Here is a 25,789-nt window from a genome sequence, read left to right on the forward strand (position 1 = left end):
CTGGACTCCGCCCCCTCCCAGGGGTGGGATGGGTCCATGACCAGCACCTCGCACCCCGCCGCGCCCGACCTCGACGCCCGGGCCCGCCGGCTGCACGCGCTGCACGACCCGGCCGCGCCGCTCGCGCTCGCCAACGCGTGGGACGTCGCCAGCGCCCGGGTGGTGGAGGCGGCGGGCGCCCCGGCGGTCGCCACGACGAGCGCCGGCGTCGCGTGGTCGCTCGGCCTGCCGGACGGGGACCGGCTCGACCGCGACGCCCTGCTGGCCGTCGTCGCCCGGATCGCCGATGCGGTCGCGGTGCCCGTGACGGTGGACGCGGAGGGCGGGTTCGCCACCGAGGCGGCCGACGTCGCGACGACCGTCGCCGGGCTGCTCGACGCCGGTGCGGTCGGCATGAACATCGAGGACGGCGGGCGCGCGCCGGAGGGGCTCGCCGCCCGCGTCGAGGCGGCCCGCGCGGCCGCGGACCGGGCCGGTGTCGCGCTGTTCGTCAATGCGCGCACGGACGTGTTCCTGCGGGGGCTCGGGGCTCCGGAGGACCGCGTCGCGGAGGCCGTGGCCCGGGCCCGGCGGTACGTCGAGGCGGGCGCGGACGGGATCTTCGTGCCCGGGGTCGCCGACCCCGCGACGATCGCCGAGCTCGCCGCCGCGATCCCGGTGCCGCTCAACGTCATGGCGGTGCCGGGCCTGCCGCCGGTCGCGGAGCTGGGTCGGCTCGGGGTCGCCCGGGTGAGCCTCGGGTCGTCCGTCGCCGAGGCGGCCTACGCGGTCGCGCGCCGGGCCGCCGTCGAGCTCGCGGGGCCGGGCACGTACGGCGTGCTCGCGGACGGCGTCGACTACCGCGAGCTCGACGCGCTGGTCGCCGCCGGCGCGGGCCCGGCGTCGTCGGGCGGGCCGTCGCCGGACGGGGCGTCGTCGGCCGGGGCGGACCGGCCGCGACCGAGGCCGCGCACGCGCGCTGGGCCCCGGGCGACCCCGGCTTCGAGGAGCGGTACCGGGCGATCGACGCGCGGGACACCCGGTTCGACGGGCAGTTCGTGACCGCGGTGTCGTCGACGGGCATCTACTGCCGCCCGTCCTGCCCCGCCCGCACCCCGCGGCGGGAGCACGTGACCTTCTACCGGACGTCCGCCGCGGCGCACGAGGCCGGCTACCGCGCCTGCAAGCGCTGCCTCCCCGAGGCCACGCCCGGCACGCCGGAGTGGGACCTGCGCCGCGACGCGGTGGGTCGCGCCATGCGGCTGATCGGCGACGGCCTGCTCGACCGCGGCGGGGTGGACGCGCTGGCCGCCGAGCTCGGGTACACCGCGCGGCACGTGCACCGGATGCTGGTCGCCGAGCTCGGGGCCGGGCCGCAGGCGCTCGCGCGGGCACGGCGCGCGCAGACCGCGCGGGCGCTGCTGGTCGGGACCGCGCTGCCGGTGACCGACGTCGCCTTCGCAGCGGGGTTCGGCTCCGTCCGGCAGTTCAACGACACCATCCGCGAGGTGTTCGCGGTGCAGCCGACCGAGCTCCGCGCGCGGGCACGGCGGGCGGAGGGCGCGGTGCCGTCCGCGGGTGCGGCGAGGGCGAGGGCCGGGGGCGCGGGGCGGTCGGGGACCGCGGGCACCGCCGGGTCGTCGGGTGGGCCCGGCCGCGCACCGGGGGAGCAGGCCGGTGCGTCGGGCGCGTCCGCCCGCGCGCTCGGGGTCGCCCCGCAGGTGCGGCTGGACCTGGCGCTGCCGGTCCGGCAGCCGTACGACGCGCGCGGGGTCCTCGGCTTCCTCGCGGTGCGCGCCGTCGACGGCGTCGAGGTGGCGGACCTGCCCGACGACGGCCCGCTGCGGTACGCCCGCACCCTGGCGCTGCCGCACGGCCCCGGCGCGGTCGAGGTCGTGGCGACGCCCGACCGACGCGGCGGGTGGCGGCTGTCCGCGCGGCTGGAGCTCGCCTCGCTGGCCGACGTCGGGACGGCGGTGTCGCGGGTGCGCCGGCTGCTCGACCTGGACGCGGACCCGACGGCCGTCGACGCCGCCCTGGCGGTCGACCCGGTGCTCGCCCCGCTGGTCGCCGCGACGCCAGGGATCCGGGTGCTGGGCACCGTCGACCCCGCCGAGCTCGTCGTCCGCGCGATCGTCGGGCAGCAGATCTCGGTCGCCGCCGCGCGGGGCCACCTGGGGCGGCTCGCCGCCGTCGCGGGCGCCCCGTACGCGTCGGCGATCCCCGGGCTGGAGCGGCTGTTCCCGACGTCGAAGGAGGTGCTCGCGGCCGTCCCCGCGCCGGTCCCGGGCGCCGACCCCGACCCGGACCGGCCGCTCCGGCTCCCCGCGCGCCAGGTGGCCGCGGTGCGCGCGGCGGCGGAGGCGCTGGTCGACGGGTCGCTGCCCGCGCACGTCGGCGCCGACCCGGTGACGCTGCGGGAGCGGCTGGTCGCGCTGCCGGGCGTCGGCCCGTGGACCGCGGCGTACGTCGCGATGCGGGTGCTCGGGGACCCGGACGCGTGGCTCGCCGGCGACGTGGCGCTCGTGGCGGGCGCGACGGCGGCGGGCGCGCTCGACGCCGGCCTGCCGAAGCCGGCGGCGCACCGGACCCTGGCGGCGCGCGCCGCGGCGTGGTCGCCCTGGCGCTCGTACGCCGCGATGCACCTCTGGCGGGCCGCCGCGGCGCGCTGACCAGGCCGACTCCGTGCCGCGCGCCCGGTCTGCGCCCCGCGCCCCGCCGACCTACGCTTTCCGGCCTCGCCCACGCCGCTCGGCGCGGGCCGCGCCGGAAACCGTAGGGAGAGCGGGCGGGCCTGGCTGACGCCGCGCCCGGCAGGTCGCCGCACCTCGCTGACCAGGCCGCCTCCGTGCCGCGCGCCCGGTCCGCGGATGCCGGTCGTGGCATGGAAGAATCGCGGGCATGGCGATGAGAGAGATCCGCGTGGTGGGCGACCCGGTGCTGCGCACCCCGTGCGAGCCGGTGACCACGATCGACGCCCGCGTGAAGGGCCTGGTCGAGGACCTGCTCGAGACGGTCGACCACGAGGGCCGCGCGGGCCTGGCCGCGAACCAGATCGGCGTCGGCCTGCGGGCGTTCTCCTGGAACATCGACGACGAGCTCGGCTACGTGCTGAACCCCACCATCGTCGAGCTGTCCGAGGACTACCAGGACGGCGACGAGGGCTGCCTGTCGGTGCCCGACCTGTGGTTCCCGACCAAGCGCGCCTGGTACGCGCGGGTGGTCGGCACGGACCTGGACGGCAAGGAGGTCGTCGTCGAGGGCGTCGAGCTCATGGCCCGCTGCCTGCAGCACGAGGTCGACCACCTGGACGGCCACCTCTACATCGACCGGCTGGACCGGTCCGTGCGCAAGAAGGCGATGCGGGCCATCCGCGAGACCCTCTGACGGGTCGTCGTGGCGTCCGGAACCCGGATGATCCGGACATCGAGCAGGTGATGAGGGCCGGAGCGCTGGTGCGCACCGGCCCTCATCAGGCATGCTGTCCCCAGCACGCCGCGCGTGCAGGCTGTGGAGTCACGTGTCCGGTTGGGACGAGGTCGTTGGGGAAGGCGAACCTCGAGCCGATCCGGGAGGGATGACATGGCAGGTGCGATCACCCGCGGTGTTCTTTTCGTGCACTCCGCGCCGCGCGCGCTCTGCCCGCACCTCGAGTGGGCGGCGGGCAACGTGCTGGGCATCCGTCTGTCCATGGACTGGACGGAGCAGCCCGCCGCACCGGGGATGTTCCGTGCCGAGCACTCGTGGCAGGGGACCTCCGGCACTGGCGCGCGCCTCGCGTCGGCCCTGCGCGGCTGGACCCACCTGCGCTACGAGGTCACCGAGGACACGAGCCACGGCAGCGACGGCGCCCGGTGGAGCCACACGCCCGAGCTCGGGATCTTCCACGCCCAGACCGACGTGCACGGCAACGTCGTCGTCCCCGAGGACCGCATCCGCGCGGCGCTCGAGCTGGCCGACGCGCGCGCCGTCCGCGAGGAGCTGGCGCTCGCGCTGGGGCAGGCGTGGGACGACGAGCTCGAGCCGTTCCGGTACGCGGGCGCGGGCGCGCCCGTGCGCTGGCTGCACCGCGTAGGCTGAGCGCCCCCGCGGTCAGCGGTAGAAGCGGGCCGCGCGGTCGTACAGGTCCAGGACCTCGTCGCGGCGGGCCGCCGTCGGGAACCGGGCCGGCTCGGCGTGGGCGGCGGCCGTGAGGTCCGCGACCCAGCGGGCGAAGAACGCGCGGTGCTCCGCGGCGTCCGGGCCCGGCCCGTCGATGTGGACGGGGCTCGTGTGGGCGAGCCGGATCGTCCGGGGGTCGGGCTGCCGGGCGCGCGCCGCGACCCAGCCGGCGCCGCGCAGGTCGAGCACGGCGTCGAGCACCGGCCCGTCGGAGGCGGCGACGACCCGCCCGTCGACGACGAGCTCCACCCGCACGGGCCCGGGCACCGACCCGACGGTCGAGCCGCGCGCCGACGACCCTGCCGGTCCGCCTGCCGACGTCCCCGCCCCACCCGGAGCCGTGCGCGCCACCGCCCGCACCCGGTGCCGCCCGGCCGGCACCGACGCGCCCGGGCCGACGTCCCCGACGTCCAGCGCGAGCAACGGCCCGTTCGTCACCACCGACCGCCCGGCGCGCAGCCCGGCGTAGAACCCGTCGACGGTCAGCGGCCCCGGCGCCTGGACGTAGACCCGGTCGTACCCGGGCGGCGCGGGCAGCACCCCCGACGCCGACCCGGCCGACGCCGGCAGCCGCAGCCCCAGCCCGAGGTACCGGTACCAGAGCCCGAGCTGGTACCGGGCCGCGCCCTCCGGCCCGGGGTGCGCGGCGCGGTCACGCGGCCGGCCCCACGCCTCGTTCGCCAGCATCCCGCCGGGCACGAAGTGGTTGTTCAGCACGCCGACCGCGTCCGGCGCGCCGGTCGCCACCAGCACCGGGGCGTCCCACCAGGTCAGCTTCTCCGCGTCGACGAACGCGCCGGCGGCCCGCGCGGCGTCCACCAGGGTGCGCGCGGGCGGCGACCACCAGTCGTCGGCGCCGGTGCCGGGCAGGTCGGGCACGTCGACGCCGTGCAGCAGCACCGCGCCGCCGCCGCGCTCGTCCTCGGTCACGGGCGCGACCGCGTGCCGGTCGCCGTCGACGGTCAGCGCGGCTCGCGGCGCACCGCCGGCCCCATCCCGGGGCGCCACGGCCCCGCCCGCGGCGCCGCCGCCGCCGCAGACGTCCGCCGCGCCCGGCCTGCCCGCCTGCCCCGTCCCGCGCTCGGAGGGCGCCTGCTCGTTCCACCGCGTGACGAACGCCCCGAGGTGCAGGTCCTCCGCCCGCAGCACGGCCGCGGCGTCCGTGAGCGGCCGGTGCACGTGCAGGTCGCCCGACCACCACCCCTCCGCGGCCAGGTCGGCCCGCCGCCCGGGCGCGCAGACGACGCGCGCCCCGGCCGTCCCGACGTCGACGACCCGCTCGACGCGCCGGTGCTCCGGCCCGCGCTCGACGACCACGCGGCAGGTCCCGCGCGGCACGGGAACCTCGGCGGCCCCGTCGACGAGGAAGTGCGCGGTGTACCCGGGCTCGATCGCGGAGCCGTCCGTCGGGTCGAGGTCCATCCCGAGCACGCCCGGGCGGTCGCTCGCGGTCCGGTCCCGGACGGCGTCCTCGGGCGCGTGCCACGCCCCGTCCGGCCCGCGCACGGTGACCCGCGCGGGCCCGCCGGTCTCGATGGTCAGCGTCGGCACGCGTGGACCGTAGCGAGCGCCCCGGGGCGTCCCGCAACATCGCCGTGACCAGAAGTTCACCGGATGATGAGCGGGTGCAGCGCTCGTTCCCAGGCCGTTCCCAGGATGCGTGCCTAGCGTCGTCTGTCACACCCAATGTGATCGGATTCAACCAAGGGGTCCCGGGGGCCGGGACCAGGGGAGGACGACCCATGGCGCACACCACCCGACGCCGCACGCTCGGCCTGATGTCCGGCCTGTCCGTCCTCGTGGCGCTGGCCGCCTGCAGCAACGCGGACGCGGCCACGGAGGACGGCGCGCAGTCGTCCGGCAGCACCCAGTCCGACGCCGGCTCCGGCAGCACCGCCGACGGGACGGCCGGCGCCGGCACCGACGGCACCGCCGGCTCGTCGTCCGGCGGGTTCGCCGACGGCAGCTACACGGCCGAGGGCTCGTACTCGACGCCGGGCGGCGAGGAGTCGATCTCGGTCGACCTGACCGTCGCCGACGGCGTCGTGACCGACGTGACCGTGACCCCGGAGGCGAGCGGCGGCAACGCGGCGCGGTTCCAGGACGAGTTCGCCTCCGGCATCTCCGACGAGGTCGTGGGCCAGGAGCTCGCCGGGCTGTCGGTCGACAAGGTGTCCGGCTCGTCGCTGACCGGCGACGGGTTCAACGCGGCGCTCGACCAGATCCGGGCCGATGCCGCGGCCTGAGGCCACCGCGGCCTTCGACGCCATCGGCACCCGCTGGACGATCGACAGCGCGGAGCCGCTGCCGGACCCCGTCCTGCGCGCCGTGCGGGAGCGGATCGACCGGTTCGACCGGGACTGGTCCCGGTTCCGGGACGACTCCTGGGTGGCGGAGGTCGCCCGCGGCGGTCCCGGCGCGTACCGGCTGCCCGACGACGCCGGGCCGCTGCTGGACGCCTACGACGCCGCGGCGCGGGCCACGGACGGCGCGGTCAGCCCGCTGGTCGGGCGCGCGCTGGAGGGGCTCGGCTACGACGCGGCGTACACGCTGCGCCCGCGCCGGGACGCCGAGGGCGCCCTGCTCACGGCCCCGGCCCCCGACTGGCGGGTCGCGGCCCGGCGGGACGGCGCGACGCTGACGCTGGACGAGCCCGCGCTCATCGACGTCGGCGCGGGCGGCAAGGGCTACCTGGTCGACCTGGTGTCGGGCGTGCTCGCGGCCCACGGGGTCGAGGAGCACGTGGTGGACGCGGGCGGGGACCTGCGCGTCGCCGGCCTCGGTGCCGCGACCGGCCCCCTGACGGTCGCGCTCGAGGATCCCCGGGACACCGGCCGCGCCGTCGGCGTGCTCCGGCTGTCCGAGGGCGCCCTGTGCGGGTCGGCGACCAACCGGCGCGCCTGGGGCGAGGGCCTGCACCACGTCGTCGACGCCCGGACCGGCGCGCCCACCGCGGACGTGCTGGCCACCTGGGCGGTCGGCGGCTCGGCCCTGACCGCCGACGTCGCCGCGACCGCCCTGTTCTTCGCCGACCCGGACCTGGTCGCGTCCCGGTTCGGCGTCCGCTACGTGGTGCTGCGCGCCGACGGGAGCCTGCGCTGGTCCCTCGGCCTGGACGGGGAGGTGTTCGCGTGACCGCGTTCGCGTGGCTGGACGAGCGGCTGGGCCGCGTCACGATGTACCGGCTGCTGACGCTGGGGCTGTCCGCCCTGGCGGTCGTGGCGCTGGTGCTGGCGGCGACGGACGTCATCTTCCTCGACCCGGGGGCGATGGTGGGGAGCGCGGCGGTCGCCGTGGCCGCGTCGGTGGCGAGCGCGTGGGGCGCCGCGCTGGCGTTCCGCACCCGCCCGCACACCGAGTCGGCGATCATCACCGGCCTGATCCTGTTCTTCCTGTTCTGGCCGACCCTCGACGCCCGGTACCTCGGCACGCTGGCGCTGGCCGCCCTGCTGGCGAACGCGTCGAAGTACGTCCTGGCGTGGCGCGGCCGACACGTGTTCAACCCCGCGGCCATCGGGGCGCTGCTGGTCGGGCTGACGGGTTGGGATGCGACGACCTGGTGGGTGGCGGACCGCTGGCTGCTCGTGCCGGTGGCGCTGCTGACGATTGTGATCGTGGTCCGGACCCGGCGCTACGCGCTCGTCGGCACGTTCGTGGTCGTGGCGGTGCTGGCGGTCGCGGTGCGGCTGGTCGCCGAGGGCTCCACGCCCTGGTCCGCGGTGTCGACCGCCCTGGTGTCGTACCCGATCCTGTTCCTCGGCGGCGTCATGCTGACCGAGCCGCTGACCCTGCCGCCGCGCCGGTGGCAGCAGCTGGTCGAGGCGGTCGTCGTCGGTGCCCTGATGGCCGTGTCGTACCACGTCGGCCCGCTGTACAGCACGCCCGAGGCGGCGCTCGTCGTGGGCAACCTCATCGGGTTCGCCTGGGGGCAGCGCGGGGCCGTGCGGCTCACGCTGACCCGGTCGACCCGGCTCACCCCGCGCACCGTCGAGCTCGCGTTCCGCGCCGACCGCCCCGTGCGGTTCCGGCCCGGCCAGTACGTCGAGCTGACCGTCCCGCACGCCCGCCCCGACAGCCGCGGGACCCGGCGCGTGTTCAGCGTGTCCTCGGCGCCGTCCGCGGACGAGCTCACCGTGGCGCTGACCGTCCCCGAGAAGGCGAGCACGTTCAAGCGCGCGCTCGGCGCCCTGCCGGTCGGGTCCCGGGTCCGGGCGACCGGCCTGGGCGGCGACTTCGTCCTGCCCGACGACGCGGCGCGGCCCCTGCTGCTCGTGGCGGGCGGCATCGGGATCACGCCGTTCGCGTCCCAGCTCGCCGCGCTGGCGGCCGCGGGGGAGCGGCGCGACGTGGTGCTGGTGCACGGGGTCACCGACCACGCGGACCTGGCCTACGCCGACGCGGCTCGGGCGGCCGGGGCGCGGGTGCTGGTGCTGTCCCCGACGCCGGACCTCGACAGCCTGCCGGCCGGGGCGGTGCACCTCGGCGAGGCCCGGCTCAGCGCCGACCTGCTGGCCGAGGCGGTGCCGGACCTGGACCAGCGCGACGCGTACGTCTCGGGGCCGCCGGCGATGGTCGACGGCACCCGGGCGCTGCTGCGGCGCGCCGGGGCGCGGCGGGTGCGGACGGACGCGTTCAGCGGGTACTGAGCCCGGCGCTCAGCCCGCCGTCCGCCGGTGCGCCACCGCGTCGAGCTGGAACCGCAGCCCCTCGTGCGCGAACGCCGTCTGGATCGACTTCCGCGCCGGGTAGCCCGCCACGAACCGCTCGCGGAACACCGCCTCCATCGCCGGGATCTCCCAGATGTCGGCGAACAGCGCGTCGACCTGCACCACGTCGGCGAGCGACAGGCCGAGCGTGGCCAGCCGCGTCTCCAGGGTGTCGAGGGCGCCGTGCACCTGCTCGGCGGTCGTGCCGGTCGTGTTCCCGACGCAGTAGGAGACGAACACGAGTCCGCCGGCCTCGACCATCCCCGCGTGCGCCCAGCCCTCGTGGATCTCGTGCCGGGTGATCGCGTCCATGCCGCCGACGCTACGCACGGGCCCGGGGGACGGCGCGGGCCGAACGGCCCGGACCGCCCGCTCATCCGCGCGGGGTGACGCGCCCGCCCGCGCACCGCGCGGAGCGTGGGACCCGGCGTCGGTGCCGGCGCCGCCGGCAACCTGAAGGGGGAGGGCCCGACATGTCGCCGAGCCAGGAAGGACCGGAGGGCGAGTTCCGCTCCTCCGACGACGTGCGCACCGCGTTCATCTCCGGCAACAACTTCCGCGCCCAGGTCGTCCGCTACGTCGACATCGACGGGGACGCCATCTTCGAGGGCGACATCGTGCTCGGCCCGGTCGACCAGGTGGAGCGCGAGTCCGAGCAGCTCAAGGCGGAGCTGCGCGGCGAGCTCGAGTCCGGCGTGATCATCACCGGCGACCAGTTCCGGTGGCCCGGGTGCCTGGTCCCGTACGACATCGACCCCGCGCTGACCGACCAGGCGCGGGTCACCGAGGCGATCGCGCACTGGCAGCAGAACACCAGCTTCCGGTTCGTGGAGCGCACCGCGGCGAACGCGGCGTCCCACCCGAACTGGGTCACGTTCCGGCCGGGCAGCGGGTGCTCGTCGTCGGTCGGGATGCGCGGGGGCCAGCAGTTCATCAACCTCGCGGGCGGGTGCGACCGGGGGCGGACGATCCACGAGATCGGGCACGCCGTCGGGCTCTGGCACGAGCAGTCCCGGGCCGACCGGGACGCGTTCGTGACGATCAACTGGGCCAACATCCAGGCGGGCTTCGAGCACAACTTCAACCAGCACATCACCGACGGCGACGACGTCGGCGCCTACGACTACGGCTCGATCATGCACTACCCGCGGGACGCGTTCGGCGTCGGGGGCGCGGAGACGATCACGCCCGTCGACCCCGCCGCGCAGATCGGTCAGCGGGTGGCGCTGAGCGCGGGCGACATCGCCGCGGCGAACGTGCTCTGCCCCGGGAAGTCGCCGGCCGAGACGCTCAAGGAGCTCGGCCCGGAGACGCTGAAGGAGCGGCTGCCGGAGACGCTGAAGGAGCTGCAGCCGGAGACCGTGAAGGAGCTCGCCCCGGAGACGCTGAAGGAACGCCTGCCGGAGACGCTCAAGGAGCTGCAGCCCGAGACCGTCAAGGAGCGCATCCCCGAGACGATCAAGGAGCGGATCGAGACGATCCGGGAGAACCTCGGCGGCTTCACGCTGCAGGAGGGCACGCTCCCGGGGCCGGGCGGGCGCGTCGTCGACCCGGGGCAGCTCGCGGGCCGCGTCCCGTTCGCCCTGGGCACGCCGCACGCGGGCACCCCGGGCACCCCGGGCGCCCCGAGCGCCGCGGGTGCGGCCGACGCCGGGTCCTCGGACGTCCTGGCCCGGCTCGCCGCGCTCGAGGCGGCCGTGGACGCGCTCGCGGCCGAGCAGGCGGCGCTCGTCGACCAGGTCGTGCAGCTCGTCGACCCCGGGCAGTGAGCGGGGTGATCGTCGTCGTCTCGCACCCCGAGGACGTCCACGCGACCGCGGTGGTCGGCCGGCTGGCGTCCTGGGGCCGGGACGCGTACCTGCTCGACTACGCGCGGTTCGGGCGCGACCTGACGCTCACCCTGGACCCCGCCGGTGCGGGCCGGCCGGCGGTGCGGGTGGCCGACGCGCGCGGCGTCACCGACCTGACGGACGCGACCGCGGTGTGGTGGCGGCGCCCGCAGCTCGTCGACGTCGGCGGGATCCCCGACGACGACGCCCGGGGGTTCGCGTACGGGGAGTGGCACGCGGCGCTCGGCGGCCTGCACGAGCTCCTGCCGTGCCCGTGGATGAACCCGCCGCCGCTCGACGCCGCCGCGTCGCACAAGTCGACGCAGCTCGCGGTCGCCCGCGGGCTCGGGCTGCGGGTGCCGGAGACGCTGATGACGTCCGACCCGGCGGAGGCCCGGGCGTTCGTCGAGCGGGTGGGCGTCGGGTCGGTGATCTACAAGATCTTCGCGGCGACCGAGCGGGTGTGGCGCGAGACCCGGCGGCTGCGCCCCGACGACCTCGCGCTCCTGGACTCGCTCCCGCTGGCGCCGGTGATCTTCCAGGAGTTCGTCCCCGCGCGGGCTGATCTCCGGGTGACCGTCGTCGGCGACCGGCTGTTCCCGCTCGCGATCGACAGCAGCGGGACCGGGTACGACGCGGACTTCCGGCTGCACCTCGCCCGCGCCCGCACCGAGGCCGCCGACCTGCCCGACGACGTCGCCGACCGGCTGCGCGCGCTGATGAAGCGGTTCGGGCTGGTGTACGGCGCGGTCGACCTCCGGCTCACGCCCGAGGGCGAGTACGTGTTCCTCGAGGTGAACCCCGCGGGCGAGTTCCTGTTCGCGGAGCACGGCTCGGGGCTGCCCCTCACGGACGCCGTCGCCGGCTGGCTGGCCGCGCCCGGCTAGATCGCGACGACCGGGAGGTCGACCTCGGGGGTCGCCGGGTCCCGCGGCACCGCCACCGACTGCGTCGCGACCAGGTCGGCGTGCGAGGTGCGCTCGGCGCCGCTGACCGCGACGCGCGCCCACACCACGAGGTCGGCGGTGCTCGCCAGGAGGTCGTCGGGGGCGTCCACCGCGACGGTCGCGATCGTCCGGGTGCCGTCGTCGACCGCCTCGGCGTCGACGCCCGCCACCAGCACGCTCGCCGCGTCCTGCTCGGTGACGTCCCGCACCTCGACCCGCACGGGGGTGCCCGGCGCCGGGCGGGGGCCCGCGCCGGCCGCGACGACGCGCACGGTCAGCTGCACGCCCGCGACGCTACACCCGGGGGTGCGCGGGGGCCCGGCACGCGCGTCCCTGGCGTCCGCCGCAGGGCCAGGGTGTCCGTCGAGGGCCCGCGCGTCCACCGTCCGCCGCGGCTCGCGAGCCCCGATGCTCACGACGCCGCTGCCCCGCCCGCCACCGGCACCCCGGCGACCGGGTAGGGCCGCCCGCCCCGGCGGTGCGCCCCGAGCGGCACCAGCGCCTCGGCGGACTCGGCGCCGAGCGACGTGCCGTCGACCGTCACGACGCCACGCGAGTCCGACCGGTCGGCCAGCGTGGCGCGGAGCAGGTCGTCGAGCCGGTAGCGGTCCGGCCCGGCGAGGTCGACCGTGTCCTGGAGCGGCGCCCCCTGCGCGACGTCGGCGAGCAGCTCGACTACGTCCTCGACCGCGACGGGCTGCAGCAGCGTGCCGGTGGCGCGCACCGCGCCGTCGGCGGTCAGCCAGTCCGCGATCGTCGGGACGAAGTCGTGGAACTGCGTGGCGCGCACGATGGTGAACGGGACGTCGCCCTCCCGCACCGCGTCCTCCTGCGCGACCTTGCCCGCGAAGTACCCGTTCGCCAGCGCGCGGTCGGCCCCGACGACGGAGAGCAGCACGTGGTGGCGGACGCCGGTGCTGAGCTCCGCGGCGAGCAGGCGCTCGGTGGTGCCGCGGAAGAACGCCGTCGCGGCCGCGGCGTCCATCTCGGGGGTGTTGAGCACGTCGACCACGGCGTCGGCGTCCCGCACGGCGTCCCCGACCCCCGCGCCGGTCACCGGGTCGAAGCCGTCCCGCCGCGACCCGACGACCACCTCGTGCCCGAGCTCCCGCAGCCGAGCGGTCAGCCGGCTCCCGACGTGGCCGGTGCCCCCGGCGACGAGCATCCTCATGGCGATCCCTCCCGGACGGCGCCCTGCCGGCCTCGGGAGGATGACGACGCGACGCCCGCCGGTGTGAGGTCAGGCGGACCAGGTGGTGAGCTTCCCGGGGTTGACCTGCAGCCACAGGTCCGTGATCAGGCCGTCGCGCACCCGGGCGTTGACCAGCGCCTGGACCTGCCCCTCGTCCTCGAGCGCGAACGCCAGGCCGTCCCCGGTACGCCGGGCGGACAGGACGGCCGAGGGCCGCTTCCGGAACACGCCGAGCAGGAACCGGGCGACGTGGTCGACGCCCAGCACCGGCCGCCGCGCGGCGCTGACGACCCCGCCGCCGTCCGCCCGCAGCGTCACCGACGGGTCGAGCAGCCCGGTGAGCGCGGCGAGGTCCCCGCCGGCGGCCGCGGCCACGAACGCCGCGAGCACCTCGTCGTGCTCCCTGGTCCCGCGGCCGGGGTCGGCGTCGTGCGCCCGGACGCGGCGCCGGGCGGAGGTGGCGAGCTGCCGGACCGCCGCCGGGCTGCGGCCGACGACCGCGGCGATCTCATCGAACGGCAGGGCGAACACGTCGTGCAGCACGAAGGCGACGCGCTCCGCGGGCGTCATGGCCTCCATCACGACGAGCAGCGCGGTGCTCACCTCCTCGTCGAGCGACACCCGGTCGGCCGGGTCCCCGTCGGCCGGCGCGGGCGACCGGCCGGCGACGCCCGAGAACAGGTCGGCCGGCACCGGCTCCGGGAGCCACTCGCCGACGTACCGCTCCCGGCGGGCCCGCGCCGACCCCAGCACGTCGAGGCACACCCGGCTCATGACCCGGGTGAGCCACCCCTGGGGGTTCCGGACGGCCGCGCGCTCCGCGTCGGTCATCCGGTACCAGCGGACGTACGTCTCCTGGACGGCGTCCTCCGCCTCGGCGAGCGTGCCGAGCATCCGGTAGCCGATCGCGAGCAGCCGGCGGCGCTCGGCGAGCACGTCGGGGAGGTCGTCCGGGGCGGGGCCCGGGTCGTCGCCCAGGTCGGCCCGGACCCCGACCGGGTCCACGCCGGGTGCGCGCTCGCTCATCTCCGCCCGTCCTCCCCGTCGCCCGTCACGCTGCGGCGATCGTGGCACGGTCGGCCCCGCGGGGACCCGCCGACGCGTCGACGAGCGCGGCCGGGGGCTCCGGGGCGCCGCCGGTGACGAACGCGCGCCGCGGGTCGACGACGGCGCCGAGCGAGGCGATGTCCCGGCCCCCGAGCGCGGCCCCCAGCCAGACCAGCAGGACGAGGAGCTTGCGCTCCCAGGTCGGCACGGCCAGCACGTGGTAGCCGCGGTGGGCGAGCCAGGCCGGGAGGCCGGTGAGCACCAGCCGGTGGTACTGGAACACGCCCTGGTGCCGGCCGAGCGTGGCCACGACCCCGAGGCTGTGGTGCACGTAGTCCCGCGGGCGGCGGCCGCGCAGCGTCGCGACGAGGTTCGCGGCGAGCAGCCGGCCCTGCCGGACGGCGTGCTGCGCGTTCGGGACGGTCAGCGCCCCGGGCGCCCCCGCCAGGTCCGGGACGGCCGCGTCGTCGCCCGCGGCCCACGCGTCCGGCACCACGGCGCCGTCCTCGTTCTCGACGCGCAGGTCGGCGCGCACCCGCACCAGGCCGCGCGCGGTGACGGGGAGGTCGGTGTGCCGGCTCACGACCGGGTTCGCGGCGTTGCCGGCCGTCCAGACGACGAGGCCGGTGTCGAACTCCTCCCCGGTGGACAGCACCACGTGCCCCGCCACGGCGGACAGCAGCTGCGCGCCGAGGTGCACCCGGGCGCCGCGTCCGCGCAGGTGCCGCACGACCCACGCGCCCGGCCCGTCGGTGACCTCGGGCAGGATGCGGTCGCGGGCCTCGACGAGGTGGAACGCGAGGTCCTCCGGGCCGAGCTCCGGGTACGACGCCAGCAGCGAGGCCGCCAGCGAGAGGGTCTCGCCGAAGGCCTCGACGCCGGAGAAGCCGCCGCCGACGAACGTGAACGTGAGCAGCCGGCGCCGCTCGGGGCCGGGGGGCAGGACCGCCGCCCGGTCGAACGCGGTCAGCACGTGGTCGCGCACGGCCACCGCCTCCTCGACCTGCTTCAGCCCGATCGCGGTGTCGACCAGCCCCGGGATCGGCAGCGTGCGGGTCACGGCGCCCGCGGTCACGACGACCACGTCGTAGGCGAGGTCGAACGGCTGGCCGTCCCGCGGCGCCACCGTCACCGTGCGTGCCGCGTGGTCGATCCGCGTCACCGCCCCGGCCACGAGGCGGGTCCGGCGCAGGTGCCGGCGCAGCGGCACGGTGGCGTGCCGGGCCTCGACGGAGCCCGACGCCACCTCGGGGAGGAACGGCTGGTACGTCATGTACGGGCGCGGGTCGATCACGGTGACCCGGGCCTCGCCCCGGCGGAGCCTCTTCTCGAGCCCCCACGCGGTGTAGAACCCGGCGTACCCACCACCGACGACGACGATGTGCTTCACGGCTGCGACCCCTCTCCCTGTCCGGTCGTCTGCATGACGACGCGGGCCCGCGAGATGTGAGGTCGGGGCTCGTGGACGAGAAGAGCGCCCCGCCCGGCACGCAGGTGCGTGTCGCGCAGGGCGCTCCGCTCGGAGGCCGCGGGGTCCGGTGCCCCGGGGGTCAGGCGTTCGTGACGACCAGGGCCACGTTGTGGCCGCCGAAGCCGAACGAGTTGTTGACCACCGCGATGTCGCCCTCGGGCAGCGCCCGCGGGGTGTCCCGGACCAGGTCGAGCACGAGCTCCGGGTCCGGCTTCTCGACGTTGATCGTCGGCGGGGCCTGGCGGTCGTGCACCGCGAGCACCGAGAACACGGTCTCGAGCGCGCCGGCGCCGCCGAGCAGGTGGCCGGTCATCGACTTGGTGGCGGACAGCGCGACCTGGTCGGCGTCGGCGCCGAGGGTCTCGCGGACGCCGCGGGCCTCGATGAGGTCGCCGACGACGGTCGAGGTGGCGTGCGCGTTGACGTGCCGCACGTCCGCCGTGCCGATGCCGGCGTCCTTCATCGCCATCCGCATCGCGGCGATCTGGCCGCGACCCGTCGGCTCGGGGGAGGTGATGTGGTAGCCGTCCGAGGACAGGCCGACGCCGGCGATCTCGGCGTACACCTTCGCGCCGCGGGCGCGGGCGTGCTCCTCGGACTCGACGACGACGATGCCGGAGCCCTCGCCGATGACGAAGCCGTCGCGGTCGACGTCGTAGGGGCGCGAGGCGCGGGCCGGGTCGTCGGACCGGGTCGACAGCGTGCGGGACGCGGCGAACGCGGCCATCGGCATCGGGTGGATGGTGGCCTCGGTGCCGCCGGCGATCACGATGTCCGCGCGCCCGCTGCGGATCATGTCGACGGCGTAGCCGATCGCCTCGGCGCCGGAGGCGCAGGCCGACACCAGGGCGTGCGCCCCGGCGCGGGCGCCGAACTCCAGCTCGACGTACGCGGACGGCGAGTTCGGCATGAGCATGGGGACGGTCATCGGCAGGACGCGGCGGGCGCCCTTCTCGCGCAGGGTGTCCCATGCGTCGAGGGTGGTCCAGATCCCGCCGATGCCGGAGGACACGACGACGCCGAGCCGGTCGGGGTCGACCTCGGGCGAGCCGGCGTCGGCCCACGCCTCGCGGGACGCGATGATCGCGTACTGCGCCGACGGGTCCATCTTCTTCATCTCGGGCCGGGGGAGGACCTCCTCCGGGCGGACCGCGAGCGTCGCGGCGAAGTCGACCGGGAGGCCGTACTTCTCGCTCCAGTCGTTGTCGAGGGTGCGCGCGCCCGACGTGCCGGCCAGGGCGGCCTGCCAGGTGGTGGGGACGTCCCCGCCGAGCGGGGTCGTGGCGCCGAGGCCGGTGACGACGACTCGCGTGCTCATGAGGTGCTCCTGGGTGTCGGGTGCGTGCGGGTGGTTCGGGGGTGTCCCGGAAGGTGCCGGGACGCGACCGGGGTCCGCGCCGCGGGAGCGCTCGGCTCCCGTCGACGCCGCGCGAGGCGGCGGCGCGGCGCGGACCCCGGTCGGGTGTCTCAGGCCTGGGCGTTCGAGATGAACGACACCGCGTCGCCGACGGTCGCGAGGTTCTTGACCTCGTCGTCCGGGATGCGGACCTCGAACTTCTCCTCGGCCAGGGTCACGATCGTCATCATCGACAGGGAGTCGATGTCGAGGTCGTCCGTGAACGACTTCTCGGGCAGGACCGAGTCGGTCGGCAGGCCGGTCTCCTCGCTGACGATCTCGGCCAGGCCGGCCAGGATCTCCTGCTCGCTGTGCGCCATCGGTGTCTCCTTGGTTGTGTGCTGCGCCCCACCGTGAGGTGCGGCGACGGTCGTGCGGTCGATGAACGGTACTGCGGTCGCGCGGCCCGTCAGGGCAGCACGACCACCTGGGCGGCGTAGACGAGGCCCGCGCCGAAGCCGATCTGGAGCGCCAGGTCGCCGCTCTTGACCTGGCCCTCGCGGATGAGGCGCTCGGTGGCCAGGGGGATGGAGGCGGCCGACGTGTTGCCGGTGTCGGCGATGTCCCGGCCGACCGCGACGGTCTCGGGCAGCTTCAGCTGCTTGATCATCTGGTCGATGATCCGCATGTTCGCCTGGTGCGGGATGAACGCGTCGATCTGGTCGGCGGTGACGCCCGCGGCGGCCAGGGCCTTCTCGGCGACCGGGGCCATCTGCCAGACGGCCCACTTGAAGACGCTGGGGCCCTCCTGGCGCAGCGTCGGCCAGCCCGCGCCCTTGTCCCGGGTGTCGAGCCACGAGTGGGTCTGGCGGATGGCCTGCGACTGCGAGCCGTCCGAGCCCCACACGGTCGGGCCGATGCCGGGGAAGTCGGACGGGCCGATGACGACCGCGCCCGCGCCGTCCCCGAGCAGGAAGGAGATGGACCGGTCCGTCGGGTCGACGAACTCGCTCATCTTTTCCGCGCCGATGACCAGCACGTTGCGCGCGGTGCCGGCGCGCACCAGCGCGTCCGCCTGGCCGATGCCGTAGCAGTAGCCCGCGCAGGCGGCCGACACGTCGAACGCGGCGGCCGGGGTGGCGCCGAGCCGGTCCGCGAGGATCGCGGCGCCCGACGGCGTCTGGTGGAAGTAGGTGACGGTCGCCAGGATGACCGCGTCGATGTCCGCGCCGGTCAGGCCCGCGTTCGCGATCGCCTCGCGGGCGGCGGTCTCCGCCAGGTCGAGCACGTCGGTGTCGGCGCCAGCGCGGACGCGGGTCACCATGCCGGTGCGCTGCCGGATCCACTCGTCGGAGGAGTCGATCGGGCCGACCAGGTCGTCGTTCGGGACGACGTTCTCGCCGCGGGCGGCGCCCAGGCCGAGGATCCGCGTGTGGGCGGGGCCGGTCGCCTGGGTCAGGGTGGGGCGGGTCACTGGGCGGTCTCCCGGGAGTCGTCGGTCGTGGGCGCGGCGCCGGGGGTCGCGGTGTGGCGGGCGACGAGGTCCCGGGCGGCGGGCAGGTCGGCCGGCGAGGTGATCGCGACCGTCTCCACCCCGGGCAGGCTACGCCGGGCCAGGCCCTTGAGCACACCACCGGGGGCGAGCTCCAGCAGGCCGGTCACGCCGAGCTCGACGAGGGTCGCCTGGCACCGGTCCCAGCGCACCGGCTGGGCGATCTGCGACACCAGGCGGGCCACCACGTCGGCGCCGGCGGCGTCCGGGCCGAAGGCGGTGCCGTCGGCGTTGGTGAGCAGCGTCACGCGGGGCGACGCGACGGCGGCCTCGGCGGCGACGGCGGCGAACGCGTCGCGGGCGGGCTGCATGAACGGGGTGTGGAACGCGCCGGCCACCTGCAGCGGCACGACGCGGGCGCGGGCCGGCGGGTTCTCGGCGAACCGGGCCAGCGCGTCCTGCGCGCCGGCCGCGACGACCTGGCCGCCGCCGTTGACGTTGGCGGGCCACAGGCCGGCCGCCTCGATCGCCGCGAGCACCTCGTCCGGGTCGCCGCCGAGGACGGCGGTCATCCCGGTGGGCTCGGCCGCGGCGGCCTCGGCCATGAACCGGGCGCGCTGCCCGACCAGGGCCACGGCGGCGGCGTCGTCGAGCACGCCCGCGACGGCCGCGGCGGCGAACTCGCCCACCGAGTGCCCCGCCGTGGCGCCGGCCGTCACCGGGCCGCCCTCGTCCTCGAGCGCACGGAGCGCGAGGAGCGAGGTGGACACGATGAGGGGCTGGGCCACCGCGGTGTCGCGGATGGTGTCGGCGTCGGAGGTCGTCCCGTGCGCCGTCAGGTCGACGCCCGAGGCCTCCGAGAAGGCCGCCAGGCGGTCGGCGGATCCGGGCAGCTCGAGCCAGGGGGCGAGCATTCCGGGGGTCTGGGCGCCCTGTCCGGGGCAGACGATCGCGAGCACCCGACCACTCTGCCGGTGCGGACGCGCCGCGCCCGCTCACGACCCGCACACCGTTCCCGAGCCCGACTTGTCCGGGTCCCACAACGCTCGCGGGGTCCCGCGGGGCGCGAGGTCGGCTGTTGCGCCCGAGGTCGTCGGTTCCGCCGGGGGTGCGGTGGCCGGAACCGACGACCTCGGCGGGAGTCAGGTGCCGGGGTGGTCCAGGCGGCCGACCGCGAGGGCCTGCTGCAGGACGTAGGCCTCGCGCGGGTCCAGGGGGTCCCAGCCCGTGACCTCGGCGACGCGGCGCAGGCGGTACCGGACCGTGTTCGGGTGCACGTAGAGCGTGCGGGCGGCGGCCTCCAGGGACCGGCCCGCCGCCAGGTACGCCGTGAGGGTCTCCAGCAGGCTGCCGGTGCTGGCCAGCAGCGGGACGTACGCCTGCTCGACCAGCAGGGCGCGGGCGCTCGCGTCGCCGACGAGCACCCGCTCGGGCAGCAGGTCGTCGGCGAGCACGGGGCGCGGCGCCTGCGGCCACGCGGAGATGGCGGCCAGGCCGGCGAGCGCGGCGCGGGCGGACCGGGCGGCGTCGGCGAGGTCCGCGCCGGTCGGGCCGAGGACCACGGGGCCGGGGCCGAACCGCGGCAGCAGCGACGCCGCGGCCTCGCGCAGGTCGCCGGTGCCGCCGAGGAACACCACGAGCCGGTCGCCCTGGATGCCGACCAGCGCGTCGTCCGCGGCGCGGCGGGTCGCCCGGCGCAGGTCGGACGTGCGGACGTCGTCGAGCGGGGAGGCGGTGGTCCCGACGACGACCAGCGTGCTGCCGCGGCCGCTCCAGCCGAGCGCCGCGACCCGGGACCGCAGCGAGTCGTCGACGTCGCCGCGCAGCAGGGCGTCGACGACCAGCGCCTCCAGCCGGGCGTCCCAGGCGCCACGGACTTCGGCGGCGCGGGCGTAGACCTCGGCGGCCGAGAACGCCACCTCGCGGGAGTACCGCAGCACGGCCTCGAGCAGGTCCCGCTCGCCGCCGGGCGCCGCCAGTCGGTCGCTGTGCGACTCCACGACGTCGACCACCACGCGGACCAGCTGCAGCGTGTGCTGCAGGGAGATCGACCGGGTCAGCTCGGGCGGGGCGGTCGCGAAGATCTCGCCGACGCCGTGCGGCGGGCGGGACGGGTCGGCGAACCAGGTGACGAAGGCGGTGATGCCGGCCTGGGCGACGAGGCCGACCCAGGAGCGGTCGTCGGCGGGCAGGGCGCGGTACCAGTCGAGGTCCTCGTCCAGCCGGCGCATCGCCGCCGCGGCCAGCACGCCGCTGCCCTCGCGGACGCGGCGCAGGGTCTCGCCGTTGCTCGCGTCCGGCGCGGTGGCGATGCGGCCGGCGCGGGTGCGGGTGCGGGCGGGGGACAGGCCGTCGACCGGGGCGGCCGCCCGGGCGGCGTCGTCGGCCGGGGCCTCGGGCGGCGTCGCGGTCGCGGCGGTCGGGGTCGACGGCGCGGCGGGCGACGGGGCCGGGGCGGCGCCCTCGGGGGCGGGGGCCGCGGACGTCCGGCGGGGCTGAGGCATGGCGTGAGCATAGGGCCCCGTTGTGGGGAACCGACAAAGGTCCGGGCCGTGGCGGGGGGACCGGCGGGCCGTTCGACCGGTGCGGGACGAGTGCACCGGATAGTGTCGCGTCATGGCTCTGCTGCCCCGACTGCGCCGCCTGCTGGGCCGCCCTGCGCCCGCGTCCCGGATCGGGGCGCGCCGGCCGACGGCTGCCCCCCGGCACGGCGACGTCCCCCAGGAGGACGCCCTGAGGTCCCGCCTCGGCGACGATCCCAACGACGAGCGCGCCTTCGCGGCCCTCGCCGAGATCGTCCGCCGGCACGCCGTGACCGGCGTCGACGACGACCCCCTGACCGCCGAGGCCGACGACGCCGAGCGTCAGCGCGCCGCCGACCTGGCCGTGTGGTCGCTCGGCGAGGAGCTCGCCGGCAACCCGCGGGCCTGGTACCCGCTGGTCGAGGTCGCGCGGCTGTCCGTGCGCGACGACCTGGAGGGCACGCTCCGCCGGCTGACGACCGCCGCCGAGCGCGACCCCTCGGGCGCGGCCCTGGTCGCCGGCCTGCGGCTGCTGCGCGAGGCGGGGCTGCCCGTCGAGGCGCTCGGCCTCGGCACCGGGCACTGGCACCCGAAGGACCACGACCCCGAGGTCGGGCGCGAGCTCGTGCTCGCCGCCGTCGAGGCCGACCGGCCCCTCGACGCCAAGCAGCACCTCGCGAGCCTGGACCTCTACCCGAAGCAGGACGACATCGCCCAGATGCGCCGCGAGCTGACGCGCCTGGTCGACCAGGCGGAGCGGCACGCGGGCGCCTGACGCCCGGCGCCGCGCGTCGACCACCGCCGAGAGAGGACCCACGCGCCGAGATAGGACCCGAGACGGCCCTATCTCGGCGCGGCGGTCCTCTCTCGGCGTCGATGCCCGCCCTCGCTGAGCCCCGGTACGGCGACGGGCCCCGCATCCTTCCGTGGAGGGGTGCGGGGCCCGTCGCGTGCGTCAGGCTCGTCCGGTCAGGACTCGCCGCCCGCGTTGCCGGAGGTGCCGGCGGTGACGTCGTGCAGCCGGTACCGCTCGATGGCCTGCGCCGGGGCGTCCGCCGCGACCTTGCCCTCGCGGGCGAGCTGCTGCAGGACGCGGACCACGGTCGACGGGCCGTCGATCTTGAAGTGCCGGCGGGCGGCGGCGCGGGTGTCGGAGAACCCGAACCCGTCGGCGCCGAGCGTGGCGTACCGGCCCGGGATCCACTCGCGCACCTGGTCGGCGACGAGGTGGTCGTAGTCGGTCGTGGCGACGAACGGGCCCTCGGCGCCCTGGAGCTTGGCGGTGAGGTACGGCGTGCGCACCTCCTCGCCCGGGTTCAGGAACGCGTGCTGGTCGGCGGCCAGCGCCTCGCGGCGCAGCTCGTTCCAGGACGTCACGGACCAGACCGCGGCGTGCACGCCCCAGTCGTCGGCGAGCAGCTGCTTCGCCTCGAGCGCCCACGGCACCGCCACGCCGGACGCGAGGATCTGGGCCTTCGGCCCGTCGCCCTCGGCCGGGGAGAGCAGGTAGATGCCCTTGAGGATGCCCTCGACGTCCACGTCCTCCGGCTCGGCCGGCTGGACGATCGGCTCGTTGTAGACCGTCAGGTAGTAGATGACGTCGGGCTCGCGGCCGTCCTCTCCGAACATCCGCTGGATGCCGTCGCGGACGATGTGCCGGATCTCGTAGCCGTACGCCGGGTCGTAGTGCACGACGTGCGGCATGGTGCCGGCCAGCAGCGGCGAGTGGCCGTCGGCGTGCTGCAGGCCCTCGCCGGTCAGCGTGGTGCGGCCGGCGGTGGCGCCGATGAGGAACCCGCGGGTCATCTGGTCGCCGGCCGCCCAGAACTGGTCGGCCGTCCGCTGGAACCCGAACATCGAGTAGTAGAAGTAGAACGGGATCAGCGCCTCGCCGTGCGTGGCGTACGACGTGCCCACCGACTGGAACGCGGCGGCGGAACCGGCCTCGTTGATGCCGGTGTGCATGATCTGGCCGGACTCGGACTCCTTGTAGGAGAGCATGAGGTCGCGGTCGACGGCGAGGTAGTTCTGGCCGTTCGTGTTGAAGATCTTCGCGCTCGGGAAGATCGAGTCCAGGCCGAACGTGCGGGCCTCGTCGGGGATGATCGGGACCAGGCGCTTGCCCAGCTCCTTGTCCTTCACGAGGTCCTTGAACAGGCGCACGAGCGCCATCGTCGTGGCGACCTCCTGCGTGCCCGAGCCCTTCTTCAGCAGCTCGTAGGCCTTGTCGCCCGGCAGCGTCAGCGGCTTGTGCGTCGAGCGGCGCTCGGGAACGTAGCCACCCAGCTGGCGGCGGCGCTCCTGGAGGTACTGGATCGCCGGGTCGTCCTGGCCGGGGTGGAAGTACGGCGGCAGGTACGGGTTCTCGTCGATCTGCTCGTCCGTGATCGGGATCGAGAGCGAGTCGCGCAGGGCCTTGAGCTCGGCGCCCTTGAGCTTCTTCATCTGGTGCGTGGCGTTGCGCCCGGCGAAGCCGGAGCCCAGGCCGTAGCCCTTGACGGTGTGCGCCAGGATGACGGTCGGCTGCCCGGTGTGCTCGCGCGCGGCCTTGTAGGCGGCGTAGATCTTCCGGTAGTCGTGGCCGCCGCGCTTGAGCGCCCAGATCTCGTCGTCGGTCATCTTCTCGACGAGCTGCTTGGTGCGCGGGTCGCGCCCGAAGAAGTGCTCGCGGATGAACGCGCCGTTCTCCGCGCGGTACGTCTGGTAGTCGCCGTCGGGCGTCTCGTTCATCAGGTGGACGAGCGCGCGGTCCTTGTCGGCGTTGAGCAGGGCGTCCCACTCGCGGCCCCACACCACCTTGATGACGTTCCAGCCGGCGCCGCGGAACTGCGCCTCGAGCTCCTGGATGATCTTCCCGTTGCCGCGGACCGGGCCGTCGAGGCGCTGCAGGTTGCAGTTCACGACGAAGGTCAGGTTGTCGAGACCCTGCTGGGCGGCGTGCTGCAGCATGCCGCGGGACTCGGGCTCGTCCATCTCGCCGTCGCCGAGGAACGCCCAGACGTCCTGCTGGCTGGTGTCCTTGATGCCGCGCAGGTGCAGGTACTTGTTGGTCCACGCCTGATAGATCGCCGACGCCGGGCCGAGGCCCATCGACACCGTCGGGAACTCCCAGAAGTCCGGCATCAGGCGCGGGTGCGGGTAGGACGGCAGGCCGCCGCCCGGGTGCGAGACCTCCTGGCGGAAGCCGTCGAGCTGGTGCTCGGACAGCCGGCCCTCGAGGAACGCGCGGGCGTAGACGCCGGGGGAGGCGTGCCCCTGGAAGTAGATCTGGTCGCCGCCGCCCGGGTGGTCCTTGCCGCGGAAGAAGTGGTTGAGACCCACCTCGTACAGCGTCGCGACCGACGCGTACGACGAGATGTGGCCGCCGACGCCGACGCCGGGGCGCTGCGCGCGGGTCACCATGACCGCGGCGTTCCACCGGTTCCACGAGCGGTACCGGCGCTCCAGCACCTCGTCGCCCGGGAAGTACGGCTCCTCGTGGACGCCGATGGTGTTGACGTACGGCGTGTTCAGCTCGGCCGGCACCGCGACGTTCCGCTCACGCGCGCGCTTGAGCATGCTCAGCAGCACGTAGCGGGCGCGGGGGCCGCCCTTGTCGTCGATGAGCCCGTCGATGGACTCGACCCACTCGGAGGTCTCCTCGGGGTCCACGTCCGGGACCTGGCTCAGCAGGCCGTTGATGAGCGGTCCGCGCTCGTCCTTCGAAGCCACCAGTGCTCCTCGCCTCTCCACGCGGGGGGCCGGTCGGCCCCGGTGCGCATCTCGGCCCGCCGGCGTGCGCGCCGGTTTCGGTGCGCGCCGCCGCCGGGCGGGTAGTAGGACCATTGTCCGCCGTCCGGACACCGAAAGTCTCCCAGTCCGCCAGTCGGGATGCGTGACGTCCGTGACAATCGGCTCCCAGGAGGGTGGCCCCGGTCACGTCCGGGCACGTCACGGGCCCTTTCTCGGGGTGCGGGCGGGGGTGGCGCCGCCCGCGGGGCCGCGGGATGGGGTGCCGGGCGCGGGCCTCGGCCCGGCCGCGCCGTCTTGCGGGCCGGACGCGCTGCTCCGCGCCGCGCCGACATCCCGGCGCCACGACGCCGCTTGCCACGCGGACGGGGGGTGCGGTGGGCTACCGTTCGGTGATCATCGAACAGGTGGTGCTCGGGACCGGCCCGGCACGCCCGACGGAAGGAACAGGTCAGGACGTGGCATCCAGCACCGGCGACGCTCCCTCGGGGGCGGGCCGTCTCGGGTTCACCTCGGGCCAGGTGGTCCAGGAGTTCGGTTACGACGACGACGTCGACGACGCCCTGCGGTCCGGGGTCGAGGAGATCACCGGCACGGAGCTCGTCGACGAGGACTACGACGACGTCGTGGACGGCGTGGTCATCTGGTTCCGCGACGAGGACGGCGACCTGGCCGACACCCTCATGGACGCCATGACCGTGCTGGACGACGGCGGCCAGATGTGGGTCCTCACCCCGAAGCCGGGCCGCGACGGCCACGTCGGGCACGACGACATCGAGGAGGCCGCGACGACGGCCGGCCTGCACGCGACGAGCACGTTCTCGATCGCGGGCGACTGGTCCGCGACGCGCCTCGGCAGCCGCGGCCGCGGACGCTGACCTCCCGGTCGTGAGCGGGGCCGCGGGGCCGCCCGTCGTCGGCGCCGCCGCGCCCGCGCTGACGCTGCCGGACGCGCACGGCGCGCCGGTGGCGGTCGGCGGACCGTCCGCCCGCCCGGTGCTGCTCGTGTTCGTGCCGTTCGCGTTCTCGCGGGTGTGCACCGCCGAGCTCACGGAGCTGCAGGCGCACCTGCCCGAGCTCGCGGGCGTCGACGTCCGGGCCGTGTCCTGCGACCCCGCGCCGTCGCTGCGCGCCTGGGCCGAGCAGGGCGGGTACACGTTCCCGCTGCTGTCGGACTTCTGGCCGCACGGCGCCGCGGCGCGGGCGTACGGCGTGCTCGACGAGGTCGACGGGTACGCGCGGCGGGGGTCGTTCCTGCTCGACACCGCCGGCGTCCTGCGGTGGTCGGTGGAGTCCGCCGCCGGGGTCGCGCGGCCGGTCGCGGCGTACCGCGAGGCGGTCGCGGGGCTGTGACCCGCGTCCGGGGGCGGCACCCGCA

General features: G+C 76.2%; 24 protein-coding genes. 12 read left to right on the plus strand and 12 right to left on the minus strand.

Annotation, left to right across the window (positions count from 1 at the left end):
- Nucleotides 1-36 precede the first annotated feature (36 nt).
- The 4 genes from KVT14_RS01665 to KVT14_RS01680 all read left to right on the plus strand — a co-directional run bounded on the left by KVT14_RS01665 (nucleotide 37) and on the right by KVT14_RS01680 (nucleotide 4,059).
- Entirely contained in the window at nucleotides 37-1,041 is a 1,005-nt protein-coding gene (locus KVT14_RS01665) for an isocitrate lyase/phosphoenolpyruvate mutase family protein (RefSeq protein ID WP_217614073.1), read from the plus strand.
- On the plus strand, nucleotides 1,038-2,651 hold the full coding sequence (locus tag KVT14_RS01670; RefSeq protein WP_308160818.1) for an AlkA N-terminal domain-containing protein: 1,614 nt from the start codon (nucleotides 1,038-1,040) through the stop codon (nucleotides 2,649-2,651). The genes KVT14_RS01665 and KVT14_RS01670 overlap by 4 nt, the downstream gene beginning before the upstream one ends.
- A 229-nt stretch (nucleotides 2,652-2,880) precedes the next feature.
- Nucleotides 2,881-3,366, plus strand: a complete 486-nt coding sequence (gene def / locus KVT14_RS01675; RefSeq protein ID WP_147796301.1) for a peptide deformylase — start codon at nucleotides 2,881-2,883, stop codon at nucleotides 3,364-3,366.
- Nucleotides 3,367-3,561: 195 nt separating this feature from the next.
- Entirely contained in the window at nucleotides 3,562-4,059 is a 498-nt protein-coding gene (locus tag KVT14_RS01680) for a DUF3145 domain-containing protein (RefSeq protein WP_147796302.1), read from the plus strand.
- A 12-nt stretch (nucleotides 4,060-4,071) separates the two neighbouring features.
- On the opposite strand, the gene KVT14_RS01685 is transcribed toward KVT14_RS01680, so the two are convergent.
- Nucleotides 4,072-5,691, minus strand: a complete 1,620-nt coding sequence (locus KVT14_RS01685) for a CehA/McbA family metallohydrolase (RefSeq protein WP_217614074.1) — start codon at nucleotides 5,689-5,691, stop codon at nucleotides 4,072-4,074.
- A 191-nt stretch (nucleotides 5,692-5,882) separates the two neighbouring features.
- Here KVT14_RS01685 and KVT14_RS01690 point away from each other — a divergent pair, with 191 nt between their 5' ends.
- From KVT14_RS01690 to KVT14_RS23350, 3 genes are read left to right on the plus strand one after another with little or no spacing between them, the layout of a single operon-like run.
- The gene (locus tag KVT14_RS01690) at nucleotides 5,883-6,386 is read left to right on the plus strand and encodes an FMN-binding protein (protein WP_217614075.1); all 504 of its coding nucleotides are present in this window, start codon (nucleotides 5,883-5,885) and stop codon (nucleotides 6,384-6,386) included.
- The gene (locus KVT14_RS01695) at nucleotides 6,373-7,275 is read left to right on the plus strand and encodes an FAD:protein FMN transferase (RefSeq protein WP_217614076.1); all 903 of its coding nucleotides are present in this window, start codon (nucleotides 6,373-6,375) and stop codon (nucleotides 7,273-7,275) included. Before KVT14_RS01690 ends, KVT14_RS01695 begins: the two co-directional genes overlap by 14 nt.
- Complete coding sequence (locus tag KVT14_RS23350; RefSeq protein ID WP_217614077.1) at nucleotides 7,272-8,786, plus strand: FAD-dependent oxidoreductase; 1,515 nt, start codon at nucleotides 7,272-7,274, stop codon at nucleotides 8,784-8,786. The genes KVT14_RS01695 and KVT14_RS23350 overlap by 4 nt, the downstream gene beginning before the upstream one ends.
- Before the next feature lie 9 nt (nucleotides 8,787-8,795).
- On the opposite strand, the gene KVT14_RS01705 is transcribed toward KVT14_RS23350, so the two are convergent.
- Nucleotides 8,796-9,158 carry a RidA family protein gene (locus tag KVT14_RS01705; RefSeq protein ID WP_217614078.1) on the minus strand — a complete coding sequence of 121 codons (363 nt, stop codon included), beginning with the start codon at nucleotides 9,156-9,158 and terminating at the stop codon, nucleotides 8,796-8,798.
- Between the two features lie 161 nt (nucleotides 9,159-9,319).
- Between KVT14_RS01705 and KVT14_RS01710 the strand changes: the two genes are divergently transcribed.
- Together KVT14_RS01710 and KVT14_RS01715 are read left to right on the plus strand one after the other, a co-directional pair.
- Nucleotides 9,320-10,615, plus strand: coding sequence for a M12 family metallopeptidase (locus KVT14_RS01710; RefSeq protein WP_217614079.1), 1,296 nt, complete (start codon nucleotides 9,320-9,322; stop codon nucleotides 10,613-10,615).
- Nucleotides 10,612-11,562 carry a hypothetical protein gene (locus KVT14_RS01715; RefSeq protein ID WP_217614080.1) on the plus strand — a complete coding sequence of 317 codons (951 nt, stop codon included), beginning with the start codon at nucleotides 10,612-10,614 and terminating at the stop codon, nucleotides 11,560-11,562. Before KVT14_RS01710 ends, KVT14_RS01715 begins: the two co-directional genes overlap by 4 nt.
- Here the strand turns inward: KVT14_RS01715 and KVT14_RS01720 are convergent.
- The 9 genes from KVT14_RS01720 to KVT14_RS01760 all read right to left on the minus strand — a co-directional run bounded on the left by KVT14_RS01720 (nucleotide 11,559) and on the right by KVT14_RS01760 (nucleotide 20,664).
- Nucleotides 11,559-11,906 carry a hypothetical protein gene (locus KVT14_RS01720; protein ID WP_217614081.1) on the minus strand — a complete coding sequence of 116 codons (348 nt, stop codon included), beginning with the start codon at nucleotides 11,904-11,906 and terminating at the stop codon, nucleotides 11,559-11,561. The genes KVT14_RS01715 and KVT14_RS01720 overlap by 4 nt on opposite strands.
- A 128-nt stretch (nucleotides 11,907-12,034) precedes the next feature.
- Complete coding sequence (locus KVT14_RS01725) at nucleotides 12,035-12,793, minus strand: SDR family oxidoreductase (RefSeq protein ID WP_217614082.1); 759 nt, start codon at nucleotides 12,791-12,793, stop codon at nucleotides 12,035-12,037.
- Nucleotides 12,794-12,862: 69 nt separating this feature from the next.
- Entirely contained in the window at nucleotides 12,863-13,840 is a 978-nt protein-coding gene (gene sigJ, locus KVT14_RS01730; protein ID WP_217614083.1) for an RNA polymerase sigma factor SigJ, read from the minus strand.
- A gap of 25 nt (nucleotides 13,841-13,865) precedes the next feature.
- The gene (locus KVT14_RS01735; RefSeq protein ID WP_217614084.1) at nucleotides 13,866-15,251 is read right to left on the minus strand and encodes an FAD-dependent oxidoreductase; all 1,386 of its coding nucleotides are present in this window, start codon (nucleotides 15,249-15,251) and stop codon (nucleotides 13,866-13,868) included.
- A gap of 160 nt (nucleotides 15,252-15,411) precedes the next feature.
- Nucleotides 15,412-16,650, minus strand: coding sequence for a beta-ketoacyl synthase (locus tag KVT14_RS01740; protein WP_217614085.1), 1,239 nt, complete (start codon nucleotides 16,648-16,650; stop codon nucleotides 15,412-15,414).
- Between the two features lie 149 nt (nucleotides 16,651-16,799).
- Nucleotides 16,800-17,048 (minus strand): acyl carrier protein, encoded by a 249-nt coding sequence (locus KVT14_RS01745; RefSeq protein ID WP_146838928.1) that lies wholly within the window; start codon nucleotides 17,046-17,048, stop codon nucleotides 16,800-16,802.
- 89 nt (nucleotides 17,049-17,137) lie between these two features.
- Nucleotides 17,138-18,142, minus strand: a complete 1,005-nt coding sequence (locus KVT14_RS01750; protein ID WP_217614086.1) for a beta-ketoacyl-ACP synthase III — start codon at nucleotides 18,140-18,142, stop codon at nucleotides 17,138-17,140.
- Nucleotides 18,139-19,119, minus strand: coding sequence for an ACP S-malonyltransferase (locus tag KVT14_RS01755; RefSeq protein ID WP_217614087.1), 981 nt, complete (start codon nucleotides 19,117-19,119; stop codon nucleotides 18,139-18,141). Before KVT14_RS01755 ends, KVT14_RS01750 begins: the two co-directional genes overlap by 4 nt.
- Before the next feature lie 183 nt (nucleotides 19,120-19,302).
- On the minus strand, nucleotides 19,303-20,664 hold the full coding sequence (locus KVT14_RS01760; RefSeq protein WP_254630215.1) for a CdaR family transcriptional regulator: 1,362 nt from the start codon (nucleotides 20,662-20,664) through the stop codon (nucleotides 19,303-19,305).
- Nucleotides 20,665-20,776: 112 nt separating this feature from the next.
- Here KVT14_RS01760 and KVT14_RS01765 point away from each other — a divergent pair, with 112 nt between their 5' ends.
- Nucleotides 20,777-21,457 (plus strand): hypothetical protein, encoded by a 681-nt coding sequence (locus KVT14_RS01765; protein ID WP_217614088.1) that lies wholly within the window; start codon nucleotides 20,777-20,779, stop codon nucleotides 21,455-21,457.
- 194 nt (nucleotides 21,458-21,651) lie between these two features.
- Here the strand turns inward: KVT14_RS01765 and aceE are convergent, their stop codons facing one another.
- Nucleotides 21,652-24,393 carry a pyruvate dehydrogenase (acetyl-transferring), homodimeric type gene (aceE, locus tag KVT14_RS01770; protein WP_217614089.1) on the minus strand — a complete coding sequence of 914 codons (2,742 nt, stop codon included), beginning with the start codon at nucleotides 24,391-24,393 and terminating at the stop codon, nucleotides 21,652-21,654.
- 476 nt (nucleotides 24,394-24,869) lie between these two features.
- Here aceE and KVT14_RS22200 point away from each other — a divergent pair, with 476 nt between their 5' ends.
- Both KVT14_RS22200 and KVT14_RS01780 read left to right on the plus strand, forming a co-directional pair.
- Nucleotides 24,870-25,289, plus strand: a complete 420-nt coding sequence (locus KVT14_RS22200) for a DUF3052 domain-containing protein (RefSeq protein ID WP_147796321.1) — start codon at nucleotides 24,870-24,872, stop codon at nucleotides 25,287-25,289.
- A 10-nt stretch (nucleotides 25,290-25,299) separates the two neighbouring features.
- Nucleotides 25,300-25,764, plus strand: coding sequence for a redoxin domain-containing protein (locus KVT14_RS01780; RefSeq protein ID WP_217614091.1), 465 nt, complete (start codon nucleotides 25,300-25,302; stop codon nucleotides 25,762-25,764).
- The last annotated feature ends 25 nt before the right edge of the window (nucleotides 25,765-25,789 follow it).

Source organism: Cellulomonas sp. GbtcB1 (assembly GCF_019091725.1).
In the GTDB taxonomy this organism is placed as follows: Bacteria; Actinomycetota; Actinomycetes; order Actinomycetales; family Cellulomonadaceae; genus Cellulomonas.

What these genes read in the sequence shown, in the direction of transcription:
- KVT14_RS01690 (WP_217614075.1), top strand. Translation starts at nt 5,883, where the DNA reads ATGGCGCACACCACCCGACGCCGCACGCTCGGCCTGATGTCCGGCCTG.
- KVT14_RS01725 (WP_217614082.1), bottom strand. Translation starts at nt 12,793, where the DNA reads ATGAGGATGCTCGTCGCCGGGGGCACCGGCCACGTCGGGAGCCGGCTG.
- def (WP_147796301.1), top strand. Translation starts at nt 2,881, where the DNA reads ATGGCGATGAGAGAGATCCGCGTGGTGGGCGACCCGGTGCTGCGCACC.
- KVT14_RS01695 (WP_217614076.1), top strand. Translation starts at nt 6,373, where the DNA reads ATGCCGCGGCCTGAGGCCACCGCGGCCTTCGACGCCATCGGCACCCGC.
- KVT14_RS01760 (WP_254630215.1), bottom strand. Translation starts at nt 20,664, where the DNA reads ATGCCTCAGCCCCGCCGGACGTCCGCGGCCCCCGCCCCCGAGGGCGCC.
- sigJ (WP_217614083.1), bottom strand. Translation starts at nt 13,840, where the DNA reads ATGAGCGAGCGCGCACCCGGCGTGGACCCGGTCGGGGTCCGGGCCGAC.
- KVT14_RS01705 (WP_217614078.1), bottom strand. Translation starts at nt 9,158, where the DNA reads ATGGACGCGATCACCCGGCACGAGATCCACGAGGGCTGGGCGCACGCG.
- KVT14_RS01740 (WP_217614085.1), bottom strand. Translation starts at nt 16,650, where the DNA reads ATGAGCACGCGAGTCGTCGTCACCGGCCTCGGCGCCACGACCCCGCTC.
- KVT14_RS01680 (WP_147796302.1), top strand. Translation starts at nt 3,562, where the DNA reads ATGGCAGGTGCGATCACCCGCGGTGTTCTTTTCGTGCACTCCGCGCCG.
- KVT14_RS01710 (WP_217614079.1), top strand. Translation starts at nt 9,320, where the DNA reads ATGTCGCCGAGCCAGGAAGGACCGGAGGGCGAGTTCCGCTCCTCCGAC.
- KVT14_RS01665 (WP_217614073.1), top strand. Translation starts at nt 37, where the DNA reads ATGACCAGCACCTCGCACCCCGCCGCGCCCGACCTCGACGCCCGGGCC.
- KVT14_RS01765 (WP_217614088.1), top strand. Translation starts at nt 20,777, where the DNA reads ATGGCTCTGCTGCCCCGACTGCGCCGCCTGCTGGGCCGCCCTGCGCCC.
- KVT14_RS01745 (WP_146838928.1), bottom strand. Translation starts at nt 17,048, where the DNA reads ATGGCGCACAGCGAGCAGGAGATCCTGGCCGGCCTGGCCGAGATCGTC.